Genomic DNA, 18389 nt, shown 5'->3' with positions numbered 1-18389 from the left:
GGCATGACCCGACGACCGGCGGACGACGGGCCCCGAGAGGCCGACCCGGGCCGGTACGCGACCTCTTCCGCCACGCCCCCGGACCCGTCGTCGCCATACCTCTGACGCAGCCGGGCCCACCGAACGGGAGCACTGCCGGGGCCCGTTCGGCCCCGGCCCCGCACGGTCCGACCGGCCCGGAAACCTGACCCCCTCGGCCCTGGGGAGCCGCACGCGCACGCGGCAGCGTGAGGACCAGACGGGCCGACACGGCGAGGCCCGGCCTCCGAGAAGGTGAGCACGATGCAGCAGATCCGGGTCAGCCGTCAGCCCAAAGCGCCGCGTCGCCCCCAACCGCTGGACCTGCGGTCGCCCTCCGGCCGCCCCCTCCGCTACTGAAGCGACAGACGCTGCCGAGCAGTTGGAACCGCGATGAGAACTGCGGGAGACACCATGGGACAGACCCGGTACGTCGTGCCGTTCACCGACCTCGGCCGTGACGACGTCGGCAGGGTCGGCGGCAAGAACGCCTCGCTCGGTGAGCTGACCAACCACCTCCGCCATGCCGGCGTACGCGTCCCACCCGGCTTCGCCACCACCGCGGAGGCGTACGCGGAACTCCTCGGCACCGGCGACCTGCGCAGCCAGGTGGAAACCCAGCTGGACCGGCTGCACGACGGCGCCCCGCTCGACGAGGTCGGCGCGGGCATCCGCTCCCTGTTCCTCGCCCGCCGACTCCCCGCCCGCGTCAGGGACGACGTGCTCGCGGCCTACCGGCGGCTTGCCGTCGAGACCTGCCAGGCCGAGCCCGAGGTCGCCGTGCGCAGCAGCGCGACCGCGGAGGACCTGCCGGCGGCCAGCTTCGCCGGGCAGCAGGAGACCTACCTCAACGTGCGGGGCGAGGACGAGCTGCTGAACGCCTGCCTGCGGTGCTGCGCCTCCCTGTTCACCGACCGGGCGATCGACTACCGCGAACGCATGGGCTTCGACCACCTCGCCGTGGCCCTGTCCGTCGGCGTCCAGGCCATGGTCCGCTCGGACCTCGCGGGCGCCGGCGTCGCCTTCACCCTCGACCCGGAGACGGGCTTCGCCGACGTGATCGTGGTGAGCGCGGCCTGGGGACTGGGGGAGACCGTCGTCAGCGGACAGGTCGACCCCGACGAGTACACCGTCTTCAAACCGAGCATGAAGGACCCCGCCCTCGACCCGGTGATCGACGTGCAGATCGGCACCAAGCGTCTGAAGACCGTGTACGCCGAGCACGGGTCCACCCGGACCGTCCGCACCTCCCGCGACGAACGCCACCAGCAGGTCCTCGACGGTTCCGAGATCCGCCTGCTCGCCGACTGGGCCGCCGCCGTCGAGGAGCACTACGGCTGCCCGATGGACCTCGAATGGGCCAAGGACGGCCGCACGGACGACCTCTGGATCGTCCAGGCCCGCCCCGAGACCGTCCAGTCACGCCGCCGGGCCGACACCCTGACCCGCCGCAGGCTCACGGCCACCCCCGGTGCCCCGCTGGTCGAGGGCACCGCCGTCGGCGAGGCCATCGGCCAGGGCCCGGTCGTCGCGCTCGACGCACCCGTCGGCCTCGACCGGTTCCCGCAGGGCGGGGTCCTCGTCACCGGCATCACCGACCCCGACTGGGAACCCGTCATGAAACGGGCCTCCGCCGTCGTCACCGACCACGGCGGCCGCACCTCGCACGCCGCCATCGTCAGCCGCGAACTGGGCGTCCCGGCCGTCGTCGGCACCGGCAACGCCACCCAACTCCTCGACGACGGCCGCGCGGTGACCGTCTCCTGCGCCGAGGGCGGCACCGGCCGCGTCTACGCGGGACTGCTCCCGTACGAGGAGACACAGACCGACCTGGCGGAGCTCCCGACCACCCGCACCCGCGTGATGCTCAACCTGGCCGACCCGTCCGCCGCGTTCCGCTGGTGGCGGCTGCCCGCCGACGGAGTCGGCCTCGCCCGGCTCGAGTTCATCGTCGCCCACCAGGTGAAGACCCACCCCATGGCGCTGCTCCACCCCGACCGCCTCGACCCGGCCGACCGGCACGTCGTCGAGCGGCTCACCGAGGACTACCTCGACCCCGGCCAGTACTTCGTCGACCGCCTCGCCCACGGCATCGCCCGCATCGCCGCCTCCCGCTGGCCGGACCCCGTCGTCGTCCGCACCAGCGACTTCAAGACCAACGAGTACGCCAAACTCGTCGGCGGCCGGCCCTTCGAGCCCGACGAGGCGAACCCCATGATCGGCTGGCGCGGCGCGAGCCGGTACTACAGCGAGGGCTACCGGGAGGGATTCGCGCTCGAATGCCGGGCCCTGCGGATCGTGCGCGACGAGATGGGCCTGACCAACGTCGTCGTGATGATCCCCTTCTGCCGCACCCTCGGCGAGGCGGACCGGGTGCTCGCCGTCATGGCCGACGAGGGGCTCGAACGCGGCCGGAACGGGCTGCTCGTGTACGTGATGGCGGAGATCCCGGCCAATGTCGTCCTCGCCGAGGAGTTCGCCCTCCGCTTCGACGGCTTCTCCATCGGCAGCAACGACCTCACCCAGCTCACCCTCGGTGTCGACCGCGACTCCGAACAGCTGTCCCGGCTCTTCGACGAACGTGATCCCGCCGTGGTCCGCAGTATCGAGTCCCTGGCCGCACGCGCCCACGCCGTCGGCCGCCCGGTCGGCCTGTGCGGGCAGCGGCCCAGCGACGACCCCGGCTTCACGGCCCTCCTCGTCGAGGCCGGCCTCGACTCCCTCTCCGTGGCACCGGACAGCTTCGCGGCGGTCAAGCAGCACGTGGCCCAGGCGGAGGCGACGTACGGCTTCAACTCGCCTGTATCCAGCGGCAATTCAGCAAGGGAGGAGTGAGTCATGCGCTCCGGTCGGCGTGGACGGCGAAACGGCCACTCCCGTGGACAGCGGCGGCTCCGGAGCGGGGCGAGTGGTGTCCTGCCCCGGGATCCGAAGACCTTCCCCGTGCCGCTGAAGGCGCTACGCCCCCGGCCCGAGCGCCCGGTGCGGACCGTCGAGGTCTCGTCCGCCTACCTGTGACCGCACCCCGTGCACCACCCGGAGCCGAGGAACCGGAGGGGGAGAGGAGAGAGCCACCATGACGATCGCCGACGAGGCGGACCTCGCCCGGCGCCTGCCGGAGGAACAGGTCGGGCACTTCGTCGAGGAGATCTGTGCCTGACCGCGAGCCGCCCGCGGCACCCGCCGTCGAACTGACCCGGCTGACCAAGCACTTCGGGCAGGTCGTCGGCGTCGACGCGCTGTCCCTCGTCGTCGATCCCGGCGAGGTCTTCGGGTTCCTCGGCCCCAACGGGGCGGGCAAGACCACGACGCTGCGCTGCCTCGCCGGGCTTCTTCGCCCCACCGCCGGGCAGGCCCGAGTGCTCGGCCTGGACCCGGTGCTCGACCACCGTCGGCTCGCTCTCGAACTGGGCTTCCTGCCCGGCGAGTTGAGGCTCTACCCGGAGCTCACCGGGGCGGAGACCCTGGACCTGCTCACGGCCCTGCAAGGCGCACCGTCGCGGCGCCGCACCGAGCTGTGCGCGCGCCTCGCCCTGTCCGAACGAGACCTGCGGCGGCCGGTCGCCGCCTACTCCCGGGGCATGAAGCAGAAGCTCGGCCTCATCCAGGCCTTCCAGCACGACCCGCGCCTCGTCGTCCTGGACGAGCCGACCGAGGGCCTGGACCCCCTCGTGCAGGAGACGTTCTACGCACTCCTGACGGAAGCCGCCGACGCCGGACGTACCGTGCTGCTCTCCAGCCACGTGCTGCCCGAAGTGCAGCGCGCCTGCGGGCGGGTCGCGATCGTGCGGGACGGCAGGCTCGTGACCGTGGCCCGTGTGGACGCGCTGCGCGAGGCCCGCGCCCGCAAGATCCGCGTCACGCTCGCCCCCGCGGCGACCGGAGGCGTACGGAGCCTCGGGGCCGCCGACCGATGGCAGCCGCGCTGGGACGGCGACCGCGCCGAACTCCTCGTACCGCCCAGGGACGTCGCCGACGCCCTGCGTGAGCTGCTCGTTCTGCCCGTCGCCGACATCACCGTCGAAGAGGCGGGCCTCGACGAGGCGTTCCTCGACCTCTACCGGGAGGGCGCACCGCGCGACGAGCAGGCCCCGGGCGGCCCGTCATGACGGAACGGCTGCCGCTTCTCCGGCTCGCACTGCACCGGCGACGGCGCATGCTGGTCGCGCTGCTCGTCGGCATGGTGGCCTTCGAGACGCTCATCGTCGTCGTGGCCGACACGATTCCGCCCGGGCAGCTCTTCTCGGGGGGAGGGAAGGGCCCGCCATCGGCGTACCGGGCGTTCAGCGGCTCCGGCGGGGACGTGTCCCTCGCCAGCTATCCGGGGCTGCTCGGCGCGGGCCTGGTCCACCCGTTCTGGATCGCCCTCCAGCTGACGGTCATCGGCTCCCTCGCGGCCGCCGCCGTCGCCGCCGATGTGGAGTCGGGCACCATCGAGCTCGTCATGGTCAGGCCCGTCACCCGTGCACGGCTTCTCGCCGAGCGGGCCGGTGCGCTGCTCCTCGCCTCCACCGCGCTGACCGCAGCCGGGACCCTGACGGTCGCGGTCGGCGTGGCCCTGTCCCCTTCGATCCACGCGGACGTCGGCCTGGGCGGTGTGTTCGCGGCCGGAGCCATGGGTCTGGGCTTCGCGTTCTCCCTGACCGGGCCGGCGCTCGCGGTGTCGGCGGCCGGGCGGCGACGGTCCCAGGTGCTCGGGGCGGTGACCGCCATGGGCGCCGTGGGCTTCGCCCTGAACTTCCTCGCCCTCGCCTGGGAACCGGCGGCCCCGCTGCGCTACGCAAGCCCCTTCCACTACTACGCACCCGGCGACGCGCTGGCCCAGGGCACGATCCTCTGGGCACCGCTCGCCGTCCTGGTGGGCGTGGGCGCCGTCGGCCTCCTCGCGGCCCACGTCCTGCTCCGCCGCCGCGATCTCGCCCCGTGACCGGAACACCGCGATAGAACGCGGTGGGCCGAACGGACCCGGCGGACGCGGCCTGTTCGGGACCGACCGGCCCTGCGGAAGAACCCGGTCGGGCACTGCGCCCGGCGCCCGTACGGCGAGAGGGTGGAGGCACACGAGCCGAACAGGCTCCACGACCTGAACAGCCGCCGGCCCCCGCACGGGGCCCGCGCACGAGGAGCAGAACGATGACCGGAGACAAGCCGGCACGTCGACGCGGCCTCTTCCCCGAGTTCGACGACTGGTTCCACCGCGACTTCCCGGGGCTGCCCGCCTGGCGACCCGCTGCGACCGCCCACTCCATCCCGGTGGAGGTGACCAGCGACGACCGGGCCTACGTGCTGCGCGCCGAGCTGCCCGGAATGGACGTCGACGACATCAGCATCACCGTCGACGACAACGTGATCACGGTGCAGGCGGAGCACCGCGAGAGCGAGGAGACCAAGGAGCACTCGGAGTTCCGGTACGGATCCTTCCGTCGCTCCGCGCGCCTCCCGGTCCCGATCCCCGCCGACGACGTGGAGGCCTCGTACGCCGACGGCATTCTCACCGTCCGCGTCCCGCTGCCCGACGGGACGGCCGAGACACCACGGACCATCCCGGTGAAGCGGGCCGACGGAGGCGAGACGTCATGACCTTCAAGCGCGTACTGGTCGCCTATGGAAGCAAGCACGGCGCCACCGCCGGTATCGCCGAGGAGATCGGCAGGACCCTGCGGGACGACGGTGTGGAGGCGGTCGTCCTTCCGGCCGGCGACATCACCGATGTGAGCAGCTACGACGGCGTGGTCCTGGGCGGCGCCCTGTACGCCGGGCGCTGGAACGGCCAGGCCCGCAGATGCGTCCGGCGCAATGCCGAGCAGCTGAGCCGCCGCCCCGTATGGCTCTTCAGCAGCGGCCCCGTCGACAGCTCCGCCGAACAGTACGACATCCCGCCCGTACTGGGGGTGGCGCGCAGCATGGAGCGGCTCGGCGCACGCGAGCACATGACGTTCGGCGGAGCCATGACCGCGAAGACGCCGGGCCTCGTGGCCCGTTCCCTGGTCCGGCACGGCAAGGGCGGGGACTTCCGCAACTCGGCGCAGATCCAGGCGTGGGCGCATCACATCGCCGACGACCTGGAGGCCGGGCCGGAGACCGCCCGCTGAACAGCCCTGCTGCGGCGGCCAGTTGCCGCCGCCCACGGGAGGTGCGCAATGAGCGACCACGAGCAAGTGCCGGGGCGGCCCTCCGCCGGTCCCCACGGGCGCGTACTGCCGCCGTTCCTGCTGACCGTTGCCGTGCTGTGCGGTGTCGTCGCCATGGGGTTCTTCTGGGACGCCGGTGCCAGGGCCGACCGAGAACGCGCCGAGCACCTCCACCGGGTGAAGGCGACGACGGTCGAGAAGTCGGTCGTCACGGCCGGTGCGGCCTGGCGCGGCGCCTCGGCGGGATCTGCCGCAGCCGCCGTGTGGGAGTACCCCGACGACGTCCGCAGGACCGGCACCATCGAAGTGCAGGGCCACACCCCCCAGGGCAGCACCGTGACCATCTGGGTGGACGACAGCGGCGCCGTCGCGCGTCCGCCGGGTACCGCGGGGGAGCTGGTCCTCACGAGTCTCGCGGGCGGCATCGTGGTGGCCGGCGCGGTCGCGGGATCGGGCGTCGGCCTCCAGTACCTCGCACGCCGCCGTGCCGAGGGCCGACGGCTGGCCGAGTGGGAGGAGGAATGGGCCCGGGTGGAGCCCATCTGGTCCGGCCGCCAACGCCGGGGCAGCGGTTCCGGAAACGGCGATGGCTGAACACGCCCGCTCCGTCGGCCACGCCGCCCGGCACGCCACCGCCGGACCTGGCGACACGCCGGACCCGACCGGTGACCCGGGCGCCGCGCAACACACAGCCGGCGAGGGCGCCGTGCAGCACCCGACCGCCGGCCGGGGCGCCGAGCCGCACTTCGCCGCCGAACCCGGCGACGTACCGCCTTCCGACCCCAGCGAGCCCCTGCCCAGGCTCCGCCGTGAACTCGCCACCGGCCCGGACGGATTGAGCGCCCGTGAGGCCGCACGGCGCCTCGCCGTGCACGGGCCGAACGAGGTCCGGAGCAAGCGGCGCACCTCGCTCCTACGGGAGCTGACCGGTCAACTCGTCCATCCCCTCGCCCTGTTGTTGTGGGCGGCGGCCGCCCTCGCCTTCGTCGCCGACCTCGCGGTGCTCGGCTGGACGATCGCCGCAGTCATCGCCGTGAACGCCGCCTTCGCCCTGCTGCAGGAACGCCAGGCGGAGCGTGCCGTGCAGACCCTCGCCCGCTACCTGCCCGAACACGCCCTCGTCGTACGCGACGGCGAACCCCTGACCGTGGACGCCCGCGACCTGGTGCCGGGGGACGTGATCCTCCTGGAGGAGGGGGACAAGGTCCCCGCGGACGCGCGGGTCGCCCGGGGAGGCGTCGAGGTCGACCTGTCCACGCTCACCGGGGAATCCGTGCCCGCCGAGCGGGTGGCCGGCGCCGGACGGGATGGAGCGCCGCTCCTGGAGGAGCCCAACCTCCTGTTCAGCGGGACCACTTGCGTGGAGGGGCAGGCACAGGCGGTGGTGTTCGCCACCGGCCACCACACGGAACTGGGGCGGATCGCCGCCCTGAGCCAGCGCACCCGGCGGGAGACGAGCCCGCTGGAGCGGCAGGTCAAGAAGGTCGCGTGGCTCATCGCGGCCGTCGCCACCGGGATGGGTGCGGTGTTCCTCGTCGTGGGCGTCGCCGTGGGCCTGCCGGTGACGGATGCGCTGATGTTCGCCATCGGCCTCCTCGTGGCCAACGTGCCCGAGGGGCTGCTGCCGACCATCACCCTCGCTCTCGCGGTGGGCGTGCGCTCACTGGCCCGTCGGGGCGCCCTGGTCAAGCGGCTCAGTGCGGTGGAGACGCTGGGCTCCACGAGCGTCATCTGCACGGACAAGACCGGCACTCTCACCCGCAACCAGATGCGTCTGAAGGCCTGCTGGACTCCGGGGCGCGGGCGCGAACCCGGACCGTGGACAAGGGAGTTGACGGCTGCGGCCGCACAGTGCACCACCGTCACGCGAGGCGCCGACGGCGAACTGCACGGCGACCCGACCGAGACCGCGATCGTCGAGGGTGCCGCGGCGCAGGGGGCGGCGGTCGACCCGGAGGAGCGGGACCTGCGACGCCGGGCCGTCTTCCGCTTCGACCCCCGGCTGCGGCTGATGTCCGTGGTGCAGGACGCCCCGGACGCGGGCGGCGCTCGGGTCGTCGTGAAGGGCGCCCCCGAGGCCGTGCTGGCCCGGCTCGCACCCGGAGCCCCCGCCGAACAGGGGCGTGCGGCCGCCGAAGAACTCGCCGGGGAGGGGATGCGCGTACTCGCCGTCGCCGTACGCGACGTACCGGCCGGGGCCGCACCCCCGTCCCGCCGGCGCGACGCAGAAACGGGCTTGACGCTGCTCGGCCTGCTCGGCCTGTACGACCCGCCGCGGCCCGAGGTCGCTGAGGCCGTCCGCCACTGCCACGAGGCCGGGATCCGCGTGCACATCGTCACCGGCGACAACGGGGCGACGGCCGCGTCGGTCGCCCGGAGCGTCGGCATCGGCCTGCCCCGGCTCCAAGTGGTCCCGGAGTCGGAGCAGTTGGGCGACGACGAGTTGGACCGGCTGCTCCTCGACGACGACGCCGAGATCGTCTTCGCCCGCTCCTCGCCCGAGACGAAGCTCAAGGTCGCCGACGCGTTGCGGGCCCATGGCCGGATCGTCGCCATGACCGGCGACGGCGTGAACGACGCCCCGGCGCTGCATCGCGCCCACATCGGCGTCGCCATGGGCCGCTCCGGCACCGACGTCGCTCGTGAGGCAGCCGTCATGGTCCTCACCGACGACGACTTCGCCACGGTCGTGACGGCTGTCGAGTCCGGGCGCCGTGTCTACGACAACGTACGCAAGTTCATCGTCTACATCTTCGCCCACGCCACCCCGGAGATCGTCCCGTTCCTCGTCTTCGCGCTCTCCGCGGGCGCCGTACCGCTGCCGCTCACCGTGCTGCAGATCCTCGCCATCGACCTCGGCACCGAGACACTGCCCGCTCTCGCCCTCGGCCGGGAACGCTCCGAGCCCGGCGTCATGCAACGTCCGCCCCGGCCGCCGCACCGGAGTGTGATCTCCCGCGACATGCTCGTGCGCAGCTGGGGCTGGCTGGGCCTGACATCGGCGGTCCTCGTGCTCGCCGGCTACTTCTACGTGCTGTGGCGGGCCGGCTGGCAGCCCGGCAGTCCGACCGGCGCCGGCAGTCCCCTGCACGAGGCGTACGTCACGGCCACCACCGCCACGTTCGCCGGGATCGTCGCCTGCCAGGTCGGCACGGCCTTCGCCGCCCGCACCGACCATGCCGCGCTCCGCACCGTGGGCGTGTTCACCAACCCGCTGCTGCTCGCCGGGATCGCCTTCGAGCTGGCGTTCACCGCCGCGGTCGTCTACGCGCCACCGCTGCAGCAGCTCTTCGGCACGGCCGCGCTTCCCCTGGACGTCGTCGCCGTCGTCACGACATTCCCGTTCCTCGTGTGGGGCACGGACGAACTCCGCAGGGCGCACCGCCGTCGTCAACGCGCCGGGCGCACCCCGGAGTTGTCCGGCTCCGCGCCGCCCTGGTCGAGGCGGAACGGCGGATAGGCGTCCGTCATCAGGCTCGCGTAGGCGATCACCCGGAACACCCAGCGGTTCAGGCCGACGACCAGGACGAACAGATCCCGCGGGTACCGGCCGGTGAACAGCACCGCGACTGCGGCGAACAGCGTGAGCAGCGAGATCAGGCCGACGCTGCCCAGGGCGTGCCGCATGCCGCCCGCGAAGAACGCGAGGACCAGGTAGTGCGGGATCGCGAGCAGCCACCACTTGACCAGGACGAGGCCGCGGGAGAGCCGCTCGGGCGGGGCGATGTCGAGCCGCGCCGGATAGCCGGGCTCGGCGCCCAGGCTGAACGGCGGATACCGGTCGGTGCCGAGGGCGCTGTACGAGTAGTACGAGACACGCCAGGACCAGCGCAGCACACCGAGGTTGAAGTCGAACAGGGCGCGTGGATAGCGCTCGGTGAAGAGGATCGCGAAGAACGCGACGACCGTGGCGAGGAAGAAGCCGATCCACAGGAAGAACAGCACGATCCAGTGGGGGATCACCAGGATCCACTTGACCAGCCACAGCCAGCGGGACAGCGGAGCGTCGAGCTCGGCGTTCAGCGAGACCGGCGAACGGCGCGAGGGCGCGAGCTGTGTGTTCATGGGTTCACCTCCCGGCCGGGACGTCGCTTCGGCGCTCGATGCGGTCGATGACCTTCACCACGCCGTCGACGCTCTCGCAGAGCTTGAGCAGCGCCGGTACGAGGTCCGGGTCGCGGACCGTGCCGCTGAGGGTGACCCGGCCCTCCGTGACGTCCACCGACAGGGCCGAGGGGCTCAGCCGGAGGGTGCGGGTGATCACGTCCTCGACGATCTCCTCCTGGATCGCGCGGTCGCGGCGCAGGAACAGTTGGACCAGGTCGCTGCGGCTGAGCACCCCGATCAGGCGGCCGTCGTCGTCCACGACGGGCAGCCGCTTGACCTTCTCCCGGTCCATCACACCGGCCGCGAAGACGGCGCTCCACTCGGGGCGGGCGACCACGGCCGGGCTCGACATGAGCTCCTCCGCGGTGTCGTCCTCGTCCCCTCGCACATGGCGCCGGACCAGATCGGCCTCGGAGACCACGCCGAGCGGCCGGTCCAGCTTGTCCACGACGGGCACCGCGGTGATGTCGTACTCGTCGAGGAGCCGCGCGATCTCCTTGAACGTGGTCTCCGGCGCGACGCCCACCGCCGTGGGCGTCATCAGGTCCGCGACGCTGCGGTGCCTCATCTCTCGTCACCTTCTCGTGCGTCCGACACCCCCCGCTCTTCTCAGGATCACCCGCTTCCGCCACTCCGACGAGGGCCGTCCGGCCCAGCCGGTCGGCCGTGATCGCCCGCGTACGCCGAGAAGACCTCCCCGGCTGTGGCGCCGGTGCGCAGGAACCGCTCGTCGACGACCGCGGCGAGATCCCCGAGCGCGGTCCGGAGCACCGACGCGGAGAGCCGCACATCCGGATGGCGCGCCCTCGCGGCCCGGTCCGCCAGGCCGACGGTGAAACCGAGTTGGGCGGGCAGCGACGTGTTCTCGTCGCCGTCGCAGACGTAGTACGACTCGGGGTACTGCTGGAAGTCGACGGTGATCGTGGCGAGGGCGGCGGCCAGGCCGTCCAGGAGCGCGGCACCGCCGTCCGAGTCGAGCGCCTGCGCGGGCGCTCGGCTGCGCCGAACGTGGGAGAGCCGCAGGGCCAGTGCCCGGCGGCGGGCGAGCGCCGGGTAGATGCCGAGGATCCAGGCGACGGTCGCGGACAGCAGCACGAACCCGACCAGCGCCTCCATGGGCGCGAGGACCCGCAGTAGATCCGAGGCCGGCGCGATGTCCCCGAGGCCGAGGGTGGCCAGCGTGACCAGGGACAGGTAGCGCGCGTCGACGGGACCCGCGTGCTCCTCGGGGGCGAGCCCTGCCGCGTACGAGAAGTCCCGCGGCATGTACGGCCAGTACACCAGCGCCCAGCCCACGGACACGGTCAGGGCCCAGACCGCGAAGACCGCGACCACGCCGACCGGGCCCGCAAGGCCGGCCGGACGACGGCCAGCGCCGACGAGCGCGGAGAGCCGCCAGAGGGACATCATCACCAGACGGCTCAGGCCGCCGTGGCGGGTCGGGTGCCACAAGGTGTGGAACACGTCGCGGAGCACGAACAGGACCAGGGCCGCGCCCGCGAGTGTGGAGAGCCGGCCCGGCACGACTAGGTCGCGGCCGTCGCCGTGAGCTCGGACCGCACGTCCACCACGCCCTCGACCGCCTGGGCCAGACGCGCGGCCATGGGGATGAGGGAGCTGTCCTGGACGTCGCCGGACAGCGTCACGACGCCGTCCTCGACGCGGACCTCGACCTGGTTCCGGGAGAGCGGGAACCAGCGCTCGACGACGCCCTGCCGGATCTCGGCGGCGAGGTCCTCGTCGCTGCGGAGGAAGACCTTGAGCAGGTCGACCCGGCTGACGATGCCCTGGATCGTGCCCTGCTCGTCGACCACGGGGAGGCGCTTGACGTGGTGGGCTGCCATGATGCGGGCCGCCTGGGGCAGGGAGGCCTCGGGGCCCACGGTGACCGCGGGCGAGGTCATCAGGTCACCGGCCGTGCGCGAGCCGGCCTTCGCGGTCTCCGCCAGGTGCCCCAACTGTTCGACGAGGCCGATCCGGTGGTCGCGGAACTCCTCCTTGGGAAGCAGGTCGGCCTCGGAGACGACGCCGACCACCCGGCCGCCGCGCTCCCCTTCGACCACCGGCACCGCGCTCACCGCCCACCGCGCCATCGTGGCCACGATCTCCTTGAACTCCGCGCCGACCCGTACGGCGACGACCTTCTTCGTCATCACGTCGGCGACCGTGAACGGCTGTGCGGCCATGGGTCCCTCCTCAGCGGGTGTCGATGTGGGCTCGGCGGCCGGCCGGCGGTTCAGCGGACCAGCACGGCCTCGCCGGAGCGCGGGACGACGGCCGTCCAGCCGAGCTCGTCGTCGATGCGGTCGCGCAGTGCGGCGGCCGCCGCCGGTTCGCCGTGGACCAGGTACGTGGTGTGCGGGGGCGGGGCGGAGCGCAGCCAGTCGACGATCTGCCCGGCATCGGCGTGCGCCGAGAAGTGCGGTACGTCGGCGACCTCCGCGCGGACGGGCACGTACGCCCCGAACATCTTCAGCACCCGTGCCCCGTCGACCAGGTCGCGGGCCCGCGTTCCGGCCGCGGCGAAGCCGACGACGACCACGGCGTTGCGGGGGTCGGGAAGCAGCCGGTCCAGGTGGTGCAGGACCCGCCCCCCGGTGGCCATGCCGGCCGAGGAGACGATGACGGCCGGGCCCGGCACGCTGTTGATGTCGATGGACTCCTGGACCGTGCGGGCTGCCTGGAACGGGGCCGGACTCAGCGCGCCCTCGCCCTCCGCGAGGATCTCGGGGCGCAGTTCGGGGGAGCGCTCGCGAACCGCGTCCCGGTACACGTCGAGAGCCGCGAGCGCCATCGGGCTGTCGACGAACACCGGGACCGAGCGCGGCAGTACGCCTGTCTCGCGGAGCCGGACCAGCTCGTGCAGCACGACCTCGGTGCGGTCGATCGCGAACGCGGGGATCACCACCGTGCCGCTCCTCGCGACGGTCCGGGCGACGACGTCGGCGAAGGCAGAGCGGGCCGAGTCCTGGTCGTGGCGGCGGTCGCCGTACGTCGACTCCATCAGCAGCACGTCGGCGCCCGAGAACGGCTCCGGCGGCAGCAGCAGCGGATGCCCCGGCCGCCCGAGGTCCCCGGAAGCCGCGAGGGTGTGCCCGTCCTCCAGGGTGAGCCGGGCCCACGCGGAGCCGAGGATGTGCCCGCCATGGTGCAGCGTCAGCCGCGTGCCCGCGAGGATCTCCACGTCCGCGCCCACCGGGACCGGGTCGAAGAACGCCAGGGCCTTCTCCACGTCGGAGTCGTCGTACAGGGGCTTCGCCGGGCGGTGCTTCGACCAACCGTGCTCGTTCGCGTGCCGGGCCGCCTCCATCTGGAGCCGGGCGCTGTCGCGCAGCACGATCCCGGCGAGGCGCGCGGTGTGCGGGGTGGTCAGGATCGGGCCGCGGAAACCGTGCCGGACCAGACGCGGAAGATAGCCGCAGTGGTCCAGGTGGGCGTGGGTGACGACGACGGCGTGGATGTCCGCGGCGTCGCGGGCGAGCCGCTCCCAGTTGCGGCGGCGCAGGTTCGCGAAACCCTGGAAGAGACCGCAGTCGACGAGGATCCGCGCATGGTCGCTCTCCACCAGGAACTTGCTCCCGGTGACCGTCCCCACCCCGCCGAGGAAACTGAGCAGGGCGGGGCGCGGAGCGCCCGGGACGGCGGACGGGGCTGCCTCGGACATGGTCAGCCCTCCTTCTCCGAGTGGGCCGGTCTCCACAGTGACACCCGCACCCTGCCGTGCGGAGGGGGCCGAGAGCCCCTGACCCGGGGCCGACCGGCTCATAGCGGGCGGCATGCGGCGGGGGAGGACGCACAGCCGTGAGCCGGGACCGCGGCAGCCGTGCGCCGCGCAGCGCGGTGTTCGACACCGACGGCGTGCTGCTCGACTCCGCCGTCGTCCACGCCCGCGCCTGGAAGTCCGCCTTCGACCCCTGTCTGACCCGGTGGGGCGGAGAGCACTCCGGGCAGCCGCCCTTCGACGTGGAGGCGGAGTACCGCCGGTACGTCGACGGGCGGCCCCGCTACGACGGAGCCGAGGCGTTCCTCGCGGCGCGCGGACTCGCCCTCCCTCCGGGCGAACCCGGGGACCCGCCGGGCTGCGACACCGTCTGGGCTGTCGCCGCCCGCAAGGAGCAGGCCTTCACCGAACTGCTCGCCGCCGGTGGTGCACCCGTCTACGCGGACACCGTGCCGGCGCTCCAAGCCCTGCGCACCGCCGGAGTGCCCTGCGCCGCCGTCTCGGCCTCCCGGCACGCCCGCGCCCTGCTCAATGCGCATGCCCTCGACCGGTTCTTCGCCGCGCTCGTCGACGGGGTGGACGCCGCCCGCCTCCACCTCCCCGGCAAGCCCGACCCCGCGCTCTTCCTGCACGCTGCCGCCGTCCTGGGCAGCCGCCCCGAGGAGACCGCGGTGGTCGAGGACGCGCAGGCAGGCGTACGGGCCGCGCACCGCGGCGGCTTCGGCCTGGTCGTCGGGGTCGACCGCACCCCCGACCGGCGCGCCACCGCGCCCCTGCGGGAGCAGGGCGCCGACCTGGTCGTCCCCGACCTGCAGACCCTGGCCATGACAGTCTGGGGGCCGGCATGACGGTGGACCCGGGCTGGACCTGGCGATACGACCGGTACGCACCGGACCGCGAGCGTCTGGTCGAGGCGCTCTGCACGCTGGGCAACGGCCGCTTCGCCACCCGGGGTTCCGCACCCGAGTGCCGCGCCGACGCCACCCACTACCCGGGCACCTACCTCGCGGGCTGCTACGACCGGCGCACCTCGACCGTGGCGGGCGTACAGGTGACGAACGAAGACCTCGTCAACCTGCCCGACTGGACGTGGCTGCGCTACCGCTGCCTGCCGGACGGCGAACCTCCCGGCGCCTGGCTGACCCCCGACTCGGCGGACCTGTGCCACTCCGACGTGCTGCTCGACCTGCGCACCGGGACACTCACCCGGTCGCTGCACTACCAGGACCCCGCCGGACACGGGCTCCGCGTGAGCCACACCAGGATCGTGCACATGGGTGACCCGCGCCTCGCGGCCCAGTGCACGTCGTTCCACGCCTACGGGTGGTCCGGCGCGGTCGACGTGAGGGCCGGCCTCGACGGCACGGTGACGAACTCCGGCGTCGAGCGCTACCGGAACCTGGAGGGCCACCACCTCACCGGGCACCGGACCGGATTCCGTCCGGGCGGGGTCGCCTGGCTCTCCTGCCGCACCGCCGAGTCCGGCATCCGGGTCGCCCTGGCGGTCCGCACGACCACCGAACCGGCCTGCCCTGCCGCAGAGTCGAGCGCGAGGGCGGGGACGGTACAGACGTACCGGCTGCCGATCGCTGCCCGCCGATCGGTCCGCGTCGTCAAGACCCTGGCCCTGTGCACCTCGCGGGACCGGGACACCGCGGATCCGCTGCGCGCGGCGATCGCAGCGGCCGGGCGGGCCGGCTCGTTCCCCGAGCTGCGCTCCGCGCACGCGGCGGCTTGGCAACTGCTGTGGAAACAGGGCGAGTTGTACGTGCCCGGGGAGGTCGGGCACATCCTGCGGCTGCATCGCTTCCACCTCCTGCAGACGCTCTCCCCGCACACGGCGGACCTGGACGTGGGAGTGCCGGCCCGCGGACTGCACGGCGAGGCGTACCGGGGGCACGTGTTCTGGGACGAGCTGTTCGTCCTGCCCCACCTCAGCCTGCACTTCCCGGAGGTGGCCAGAGGGCTGCTCCTCTACCGGCACCGTCGCCTCCCCGCCGCCCGAGCCGCCGCCCGCCGGGCCGGCGCTGTCGGGGCCATGTACCCCTGGCAGAGCGCGAGTTCGGGCCGGGAGGAGACCCAGGAGATGCACCTCAACCCCCGCTCCGGACGCTGGCTGCCCGACCACTCCCGCCTCCAGCACCATGTGAACTCGGCCGTCGCGTACAACGTGTGGCGGTACGCGCAGACCACCGGGGACCTCGCTTTCCCGCACGCACAGGGCGCCGAGATCCTGCTGGAGACCGCTCGCTACTGGGCCGCGGCCGCCGCCTTCGACCCGGCCACGCGGCGGTACCGCATCCGCGGGGTCGTCGGACCCGACGAGTACCACGACGCCTACCCGGACGCCGCGACACCCGGCATCGACGACAACGCCTACACCAACGTCACCGCTGCCTGGGTGCTGGCCCGCGCCCTGGACCTGCTGGACCGCCTGCCCGCTGTGCGGCGCGGGGAACTCCGGGAGCACATGGGGCTCGACGGCACGGAGCTCACGCGCTGGGAGGACGTCTCCCGCCGCCTGTACGTGCCGTTCCACCAGGGCGTGGTGAGCCAGTTCGACGGCTACGGAGACCTGGCCGAGCTCGACTGGGAGGCCCTGCGGGCCCGGTACGGCGACATCCGGAGACTCGACCGGATCCTGGAGGCGGAGGGCGACACGGTCAACCGCTACCAGGCGTCGAAACAGGCCGACGTGCTCATGCTCGGCTACCTCTTCCGACCGCCCGAACTGCACGACCTGTTCGCCCGACTCGGCCACCGCCTCGACGATGCGGTGTGGCGCGGCACCGTCGACCACTACCTGCGGCGCACCAGTCATGGCTCCACGCTCAGCAGCCTCGTCCACGGCTGGGTCCTCGCCCGCCTGAAGGGCGCCGATGCCTGGCGCCACTGCGAGGAGGCACTGCTCGCCGACGTGGCGGACATCCAGGGCGGGACGACCGGAGAGGGCATCCACCTCGGCGCCATGGCCGGAACCGTCGACCTGGTCGAGCGGGGCATCACCGGCCTCGAAGCCGGACCGGACGGGCTCCGGGTGGCCCCCGTCCCGCTGGCGGAGATCCCGCGCTTCGCCTTCACCGTCTGCGCCCAGGGACATCGCGGAGTGCGGGTACGCGTGCTGCCCGGCCGCCTCGCCGTCCGCGTACCGCCCTCCCCGCTGGGGCCGCTCACCGTGGTGCTGCCGGGCGAGCGGAGGTTCCGCGTCGTGCCGGGGGAGGAGCGGTGGTTCCGGTTGTGACTGAGAAGGGCCTCGGAGGCTCAGGCCGACGTGCGACGGACGAGCGGGGATCGCCCGCAGCAGCACGCGGAGTGCCTCGCCGCCTTCACCATTCCCTCGGCCGGTCCTCGGCCGGTCCTCGGCCGTGCTGAGCAACGCGCTCTCCGCCCCCCGGAGGATGCAGCGCGGCGGTCGGACGGTCCGCGCTGTGCGCCGAAGTTCCGGACCGGTGGAGTCACGTCGTACTGCCGGGGACCCAGGGCGTACGCCGGGACCCCTTGCGTCGCGGTCTCGTCGCCGGTCCCACTGCTGTGGTCCGAGGGCCACCTCTGCGGTCACGGCATGGCCCATGGCCTCCCCAGGGGCGATCGGAGGTCCTGACGGGTGCATCCGCGTGCGCTGCTCGCTCCGAAGGGGTCATGTGGACCTGCGGGCCGACCAGCGCACGCGGCCGCTTGTTTCCGACGGGAGGAGCGCATGGACGGAATGGGTGCGGAGGGCAGGCCGCTATGCCAGGACTTCGCACCGGGCACCCTCGCGCTGGCCGGCACGGCCTCGGCCTGGACCGCCGGTGCGCAGGCCCCGGTGCCCTGGTCCGCGATGGGTCTGCCCACCGTGGCGTCGATGCTGGTCGTCTCGGGCCGCAGCTCCACCGCACGGTGCCGGTGGCCGCGTTTCCACCCCCTCGAAGAGCGCTCCTGCCCGGTGCGGCGCCATCCCCTGACCATGGTGGAGCACACCGGCCGGCTTGCCCTCGCCGTGGCGCGGCTCCACATGCGCGGCGGCCCGCACGCCCCGGCGTTCGAGACCCAGTCGGTGAGCCCAGGACTGGGTCCCGGCGTGCAACCGCAGGAACGGGACAAGGCCACCGATGCCGAGGTGGCCCTCGGCCTGAGCGACATCGGCGGCCTCCCCGACCGACTCCCGTCCTACCAGGGCGCCAGCCGATTTCCGGCACCGGGGGACCCCCTTCCCAGCCTGCACGATGCGCCTGGTCGGCCCGTCTGCCGTGGGGCGTCCCGCACGGACGATTCGGTTCCGGGCGGTCCGGCCGTGGTCGGTCCGGGCCCGGGAGGCCCGGCGGTGGACGGAGTCCTGCATCCCCCGGGTGCAGCCGCCGGCGGGGACGCGCCGACGGCGCGGGCGCCCCAGGGGCGCGTGGCGCCGGTGCCGCGCGACCCCGCGCTGCCGC

General features: G+C 73.3%; 14 protein-coding genes. 9 read left to right on the top strand and 5 right to left on the bottom strand.

The window, feature by feature from the left end; genetic code table 11:
• Positions 1–432: 432 nt before the first annotated feature.
• From ppsA to ACIDOF_RS36255, 7 genes are all read left to right on the top strand, one after another.
• Complete coding sequence (gene ppsA / locus ACIDOF_RS36285) at positions 433–2853, top strand: phosphoenolpyruvate synthase (protein WP_409010520.1); 2421 nt, start codon at positions 433–435, stop codon at positions 2851–2853.
• 317 nt (positions 2854–3170) lie between these two features.
• Positions 3171–4127 carry an ABC transporter ATP-binding protein gene (locus ACIDOF_RS36280; protein ID WP_409010519.1) on the top strand — a complete coding sequence of 319 codons (957 nt, stop codon included), beginning with the start codon at positions 3171–3173 and terminating at the stop codon, positions 4125–4127.
• Complete coding sequence (locus ACIDOF_RS36275; RefSeq protein ID WP_409010518.1) at positions 4124–4945, top strand: ABC transporter permease subunit; 822 nt, start codon at positions 4124–4126, stop codon at positions 4943–4945. Before ACIDOF_RS36280 ends, ACIDOF_RS36275 begins: the two co-directional genes overlap by 4 nt.
• 206 nt (positions 4946–5151) lie before the next feature.
• Positions 5152–5598, top strand: coding sequence for an Hsp20/alpha crystallin family protein (locus tag ACIDOF_RS36270; protein ID WP_409010517.1), 447 nt, complete (start codon positions 5152–5154; stop codon positions 5596–5598).
• Entirely contained in the window at positions 5595–6110 is a 516-nt protein-coding gene (locus ACIDOF_RS36265) for a flavodoxin domain-containing protein (RefSeq protein ID WP_409010516.1), read from the top strand. Before ACIDOF_RS36270 ends, ACIDOF_RS36265 begins: the two co-directional genes overlap by 4 nt.
• A gap of 48 nt (positions 6111–6158) precedes the next feature.
• On the top strand, positions 6159–6743 hold the full coding sequence (locus tag ACIDOF_RS36260; RefSeq protein WP_409010515.1) for a hypothetical protein: 585 nt from the start codon (positions 6159–6161) through the stop codon (positions 6741–6743).
• A complete protein-coding gene (locus tag ACIDOF_RS36255; RefSeq protein WP_409010514.1) occupies positions 6736–9609 on the top strand; it encodes a cation-translocating P-type ATPase in 2874 nt (957 codons plus the stop codon). The genes ACIDOF_RS36260 and ACIDOF_RS36255 overlap by 8 nt, the downstream gene beginning before the upstream one ends.
• Here the strand turns inward: ACIDOF_RS36255 and ACIDOF_RS36250 are convergent.
• The 5 genes from ACIDOF_RS36250 to ACIDOF_RS36230 are packed head-to-tail and all read right to left on the bottom strand — an operon-like array spanning position 9540 to position 13920.
• Positions 9540–10214 carry a DUF4389 domain-containing protein gene (locus tag ACIDOF_RS36250; RefSeq protein WP_409010513.1) on the bottom strand — a complete coding sequence of 225 codons (675 nt, stop codon included), beginning with the start codon at positions 10212–10214 and terminating at the stop codon, positions 9540–9542. The genes ACIDOF_RS36255 and ACIDOF_RS36250 overlap by 70 nt on opposite strands.
• Before the next feature lie 4 nt (positions 10215–10218).
• The gene (locus tag ACIDOF_RS36245; RefSeq protein ID WP_409010512.1) at positions 10219–10824 is read right to left on the bottom strand and encodes a CBS domain-containing protein; all 606 of its coding nucleotides are present in this window, start codon (positions 10822–10824) and stop codon (positions 10219–10221) included.
• Positions 10825–10871: 47 nt separating this feature from the next.
• Entirely contained in the window at positions 10872–11780 is a 909-nt protein-coding gene (locus ACIDOF_RS36240; protein WP_409010511.1) for a potassium channel family protein, read from the bottom strand.
• 2 nt (positions 11781–11782) lie between these two features.
• Positions 11783–12442: a CBS domain-containing protein gene (locus ACIDOF_RS36235; RefSeq protein ID WP_409010510.1), complete on the bottom strand. Its 660-nt coding sequence runs from the start codon at positions 12440–12442 to the stop codon at positions 11783–11785.
• Between the two features lie 50 nt (positions 12443–12492).
• Positions 12493–13920 carry an MBL fold metallo-hydrolase RNA specificity domain-containing protein gene (locus ACIDOF_RS36230; protein ID WP_409010509.1) on the bottom strand — a complete coding sequence of 476 codons (1428 nt, stop codon included), beginning with the start codon at positions 13918–13920 and terminating at the stop codon, positions 12493–12495.
• A 137-nt stretch (positions 13921–14057) separates the two neighbouring features.
• On the opposite strand from ACIDOF_RS36230, the gene ACIDOF_RS36225 reads away from it, so the two are divergent.
• Both ACIDOF_RS36225 and ACIDOF_RS36220 read left to right on the top strand, forming a co-directional pair.
• Complete coding sequence (locus ACIDOF_RS36225; RefSeq protein ID WP_409010508.1) at positions 14058–14825, top strand: HAD family hydrolase; 768 nt, start codon at positions 14058–14060, stop codon at positions 14823–14825.
• Complete coding sequence (locus ACIDOF_RS36220; RefSeq protein ID WP_409010507.1) at positions 14822–17218, top strand: glycoside hydrolase family 65 protein; 2397 nt, start codon at positions 14822–14824, stop codon at positions 17216–17218. Before ACIDOF_RS36225 ends, ACIDOF_RS36220 begins: the two co-directional genes overlap by 4 nt.
• The last annotated feature ends 1171 nt before the right edge of the window (positions 17219–18389 follow it).

The organism is Streptomyces sp. Da 82-17, from assembly GCF_046098215.1.
Classification (GTDB): domain Bacteria; phylum Actinomycetota; class Actinomycetes; order Streptomycetales; family Streptomycetaceae; genus Streptomyces.
Note: the sequence above shows the minus strand (reverse complement) of the source record. Positions and strands in the feature narration are given on the sequence as shown.